Here is a 4529-nt window from a genome sequence, read left to right as displayed (position 1 = left end):
GGATCAGCCAGAACGGGTCGTCGGCGAACGCGTGCAGGTCCGGATCCGCGGCCGCGGCCCAGACGAGCGTGGGCGGGGTGGCGCTCATGCGCGACCTCCGGGAGTGTCGTCCCCGGCGGGAGTGTCGTCCCCGGCAGGGGGATCGTCCTCGGCGGGGGTGCTCGTCCCGGCGGCGCCCACCCGGACGAGGACCCCGGCGTGCCCGGCAAGCGTCCGGCGCACGTGCGAGCCCGGCGAGTGGGTCGGCACCCAGACCACCCGGTCGGGCATCGCCGTGACCTCGACGGGCAGGGTGATCGAGCCGCGGGGGGTCGTGACGGTGGCCCGCCCCCCGGCCACGGCGCCGATCTCGGCGGCGGTCGCGGCGGACAGGCGGGCCACCGCCGGGCGCGCGGTGCCCGCCAGGTAGGGCTCATCGGCCTGCAGGGCGCCGTCGTCGACGAGCTGGTGCCAGGTCGCGAGCACCGCCTCACCCACCCCCGCGACGGGCGGCTCGGCGATCGGCTCCGACGGGGCGGGCACCCGGCTCACACCGTCGCCGGCCCGGCCCAGGGCGCGCAGCTCGCGGGCGGCCGCGCCGGCGTCGGGCAAGCCGAGGTCGAGGCCCATCTCGGCGGCGAGCAGGTGCAGCACCCGGACGTCCGGCAGGGCCGGGGTGTCCAGGGCCCGCTGGAACGGTCGCAGCCGGCCCTCCCAGTCGACGAACGAGCCGGCCTTCTCCGCCGCCGGGGCGATGGGCAGCACCACGTCCGCGACCTCGGCGATCGACGACCGGCGCAGCTCGATCGAGACGCAGAACGGCATCCGGGCGAGCGCCGCGAGCGCACTCGCCGGATTCGGCAGGTCCTCCGCGTCGACCCCGGCCACGATCACCCCGTCGAGCCGCCCGGCCGCGGCGGCGGCCAGGATGCCGTCGGTGTCGCGGCCGGGCGCGCCGGGCAGCGGACCCCCCCAGACCTCCTCGACCTCGGCGCGCCCGGCGGCGTCGGTGACCGGGCGGCCGCCGGGCAGCAGCGAGGGAAGCAGCCCGGCCGAGACCGCGCCGCGGTCACCGGCCCGCCGCGGAACCCAGGCGAGCGAGGCACCGGTCGCCTCGGCCAGCCGGACAGCCGCGGACAGCGCCCCGGGGAACTCCGCGGCCCGCTCGCCCACCAGGATCACCGCCCCCGGCGCCCGCAGGGCCTGCGTGGTCGGTGCTTCCGGCCCGCCCCGGTCGGGGGCGGCGAGCACGTCGAGGACGGCCGCCTCCTCGCCGGGCCGCGTCGGCACGAGGGTGCCGGCGAGCTTGGTCAGCCCCCGGCTCGCCAGGGGTGCGAGCGCGTGCACGGCCGCGCCGTGCTTGTCCACGGCCTTACGTAGTCGCAGGAAGACGATGGGCGACTCCTCCTCCGGCTCGAAGGCCACCAGGAGCACGGCCGGGGCGGCCTCGAGATCGGCGTAGGTGACGCCGATGCCGGTGCCGGCGACAGCATACCCGAGGAACTGCTCCTCCTCGGCGGAGTGCGGCCGGGCCCGGAAGTCCACGTCGTTGCTGGCCAGCGCCACCCGGGTGAACTTCGCGTAGGCGTAGGCGTCCTCACGGGTCAGCCGCCCGCCGGTGAGCACTCCGACCCCGCGCCGGTCCCGGCACTCGGCCAGTCCCCGCGCGGCGTACTCGAGCGCCTCGCTCCAGGAGGCCGGGACGAGCTGCCCGGTCTCGTCGTCGCGGATCAGCGGGGTGGTGAGCCGGTCGGCCGCGCGCGCGTAGGTGAAGGCGAACCGGCCCTTGTCGCAGTTCCACTCCTCGTTCACCGCCGGGTCGTCGCCGGCGAGGCGACGGGTCACCCTGCCCCGGCGGTGGTCGGTGCGCAGGGAGCATCCCGACGCGCAGTGCTCGCACGCCGTGGGCGTGGAGACCAGGTCGAAGGGCCGGGCCCGGAAACGGTAGGCGGCGCTGGTCAATGCCCCCACCGGGCAGATCTGCACGATGTTGCCGGAGAAGTAGGAGGAAAACGGCTGCCCCTCGCTCACCGCGACCTGCTCGGCGGCGCCTCGCTCGAACAGCTCGATAAACGGGTCACCGGCGATCTGGGCGGAGAACCGGGTGCAGCGGGCGCACAGCACGCAGCGCTCCCGGTCCAGCAGGATCTCGGTGGAGATCGCCAGCGGCTTCGGGTACACCCGCTTGGTCTCCTTGAACCGGGAGACCGTACCGCCGTTCGCCATCGACTGGTTCTGCAGCGGGCACTCGCCGCCCTTGTCGCAGATCGGGCAGTCAAGCGGATGGTTGAGGAGCAGGAACTCGAGCGTGCCGGCCTGGGCCTTGCGGGCGACCGGCGAGGTTAGCTGGGTCTTCACAACCATGTCGGCGGCCACCGTCGTGGTGCAGGAGGCGACCGGCTTGCGCTGGCCCTCCACCTCGACGATGCACTGCCGGCAGGCTCCGACGGGGTCGAGGAGCGGATGGTCGCAGAACCGCGGGATCTCGATGCCGAGCAGCTCAGCCGCGCGGATGATGAGGGTGCCCTTGGGCACGCTCACCGACAGCCCGTCGATGGTGAGGGTGATGAGGTCGGATGCGACCGGCTGGGCCGGCTCTGAGGCGCGAGGCCTGGATGGGGCGACGGTCATGATGGTCAGTGCGCTCCCGCGTAGGCACCCGGGGCGGACGCGGGCGAGCCGTCGCCGGCCGTGGCGTCTCCCGGGGTGGGGTTCGGCTTCGTGGTCACCGCACTCACCGGGATGAACTCGTCCCGGAAGTACTTGATCCCCGAGACGATCGGGGAGGTGGCCCCGTCGGCCAGCGCGCAGAACGCCCGGCCGAAGATGTTGTCGCAGGCGTCGACGAGGGTGTCCACGTCCTCGGCGTCGCCCTGGCCCCGTTCCATCCGGGACAGGATCTGCACCATCCAGGTGGTGCCCTCGCGGCACGGAGTGCACTTGCCGCACGACTCGTGCGCGTAGAACTGGGTGAGCCGGCGGACGACCTTGAGCATGTCGACCGTGTCATCCATAATCATGAGTGCGGCCGTGCCGAGCAGCGACCCGGCCTCCTGCATGCCCTCGAAGTCGAGCGGCGCGTCGAGGTGCTCGGCGGTCAGCATCGGGGTGGACGACCCGCCCGGGGTCCACGCCTTGAGCCCGCGACCGCCCCGCACGCCGCCGGCCAGGTCGAGCAGCTCCCGCAGGGTGGTGCCCATCGGGGCCTCGTACTGGCCGGGCCGGGTCACGTGCCCGGACAGGCTGTAGATCTTCGGCCCCGGCGAGCGCTCCCGGCCCATCGACCGGAACCAGTCCGCACCGTAGTTCACGATGTACGGCACCGACGCGATCGTCTCGACGTTGTTGACCACCGTCGGGGAGGCGTACAGGCCGTGCGTCGCGGGGAACGGCGGGCGCAGCCGAGGCTGGCCGCGGCGGCCCTCCAGGGAGTCGAGCAGTGCCGTCTCCTCGCCGCAGATGTAGGCGCCCGCGCCGGAGTGCACGACGAGGTCGAGGTCGAAGCCGCTGCCGAGGATGTCCCGGCCGAGGTAGCCGGCCCGGTAGGCCTCGGCCACGGCGGCCTGCAGCCGACGGGCCGCGTGGATCAGTTCGCCGCGCAGGTAGACGAACGCCCGGCCGGCCCGCACCGCGTAGGCCGCGATGACGATCCCCTCGATGAGCGAGTGCGGGTCCGCCATCATCAGCGGCGCGTCCTTGCAGGTGCCCGGCTCCCCCTCGTCGGCGTTGATGACGAGGTAGTGCGGCCTGCCGTCGCCCTGCGGGATGAAGCCCCACTTCATCCCGGTGGGGAAGCCGGCGCCGCCCCGCCCCCGCAGCCCGGAGTCCTTCACCAGCTTGATGAGGTCACCCGGGGCCATCGCGAGGGCGGTGCGCAGTGCGGTGTAGCCGTCGAGGCGGGTGTAGGTCTCGATCGTCCACGACTCCGGCGTGTTCCAGCGCCGGGTGAGGACCGGGGTGACGGGCATTGTCAGCTCCCCTTCCGTTCCGAGGAGGCCGGGGTCGTCGGCGCCGGAACCACCGCGGGCGGCGGCCCGGCAGGCGGTGAGGCGGGGCGCGCCGCCGCGTCGGCCCCCACACCATGGGTGACCAGCGGCGCGGGCGCCTGCTCGGCGCTCCAGCCGGCCGCCTCGGCCACGAGGAGACCCACGACCGACGGCTCGCCGACCCCCGGGCCCGCGACGCCCTCCGGCCGCGGATCGCCGAACCCGGCAAGCTGGCGGGAGACCTCGGCGAACGAGCACAGCGGACCGCCACGGGCCGGCGCCGGCCGCCGCCCCGCCCGCAGGTCCTCGACGATCGCCTGGGCGGAGTCGGGGTCGACCTGGTCGTAGAACTCGTAGTTCACCGTCATGACCGGTGCGTAGTCGCAGGCCGCGAGGCACTCGGCGTGCTCGAGGGTGATCGACCCGTCCGGCGTCGTCTCGTCATGGCCGATCCCGAGGAGCTTCGAGACCCGCTCGTAGACGTCCTCGCCACCGAGCAGCGCGCACGACAGATTCGTGCAGACCGAGACGAGGTAGTCCCCGACCGGATGCCGCTTGTACATC

Annotated in this window: 3 protein-coding genes; all 3 read right to left on the bottom strand. The window is 74.1% G+C overall.

Annotation, left to right across the window (positions count from 1 at the left end; translation table 11 throughout):
- Positions 1-84: 84 nt before the first annotated feature.
- The gene (locus ACY45C_RS00185; protein WP_462185657.1) at positions 85-2610 is read right to left on the bottom strand and encodes an NADH-quinone oxidoreductase subunit G; all 2526 of its coding nucleotides are present in this window, start codon (positions 2608-2610) and stop codon (positions 85-87) included.
- Positions 2611-2615: 5 nt separating this feature from the next.
- Positions 2616-3947: an NADH-quinone oxidoreductase subunit NuoF gene (nuoF, locus tag ACY45C_RS00180; protein WP_462185656.1), complete on the bottom strand. Its 1332-nt coding sequence runs from the start codon at positions 3945-3947 to the stop codon at positions 2616-2618.
- Between the two features lie 2 nt (positions 3948-3949).
- The coding region (locus tag ACY45C_RS00175) for an NAD(P)H-dependent oxidoreductase subunit E (RefSeq protein ID WP_462185655.1) at positions 3950-4529 on the bottom strand (580 nt) is incomplete at its 5' end.

This window comes from Frankia sp. CcWB2 (assembly GCF_977927585.1).
Note: the sequence above shows the minus strand (reverse complement) of the source record. Positions and strands in the feature narration are given on the sequence as shown.

What these genes read in the sequence shown, in the direction of transcription:
- ACY45C_RS00185 (WP_462185657.1), bottom strand. Translation starts at nt 2,610, where the DNA reads ATGACCGTCGCCCCATCCAGGCCTCGCGCCTCAGAGCCGGCCCAGCCG.
- nuoF (WP_462185656.1), bottom strand. Translation starts at nt 3,947, where the DNA reads ATGCCCGTCACCCCGGTCCTCACCCGGCGCTGGAACACGCCGGAGTCG.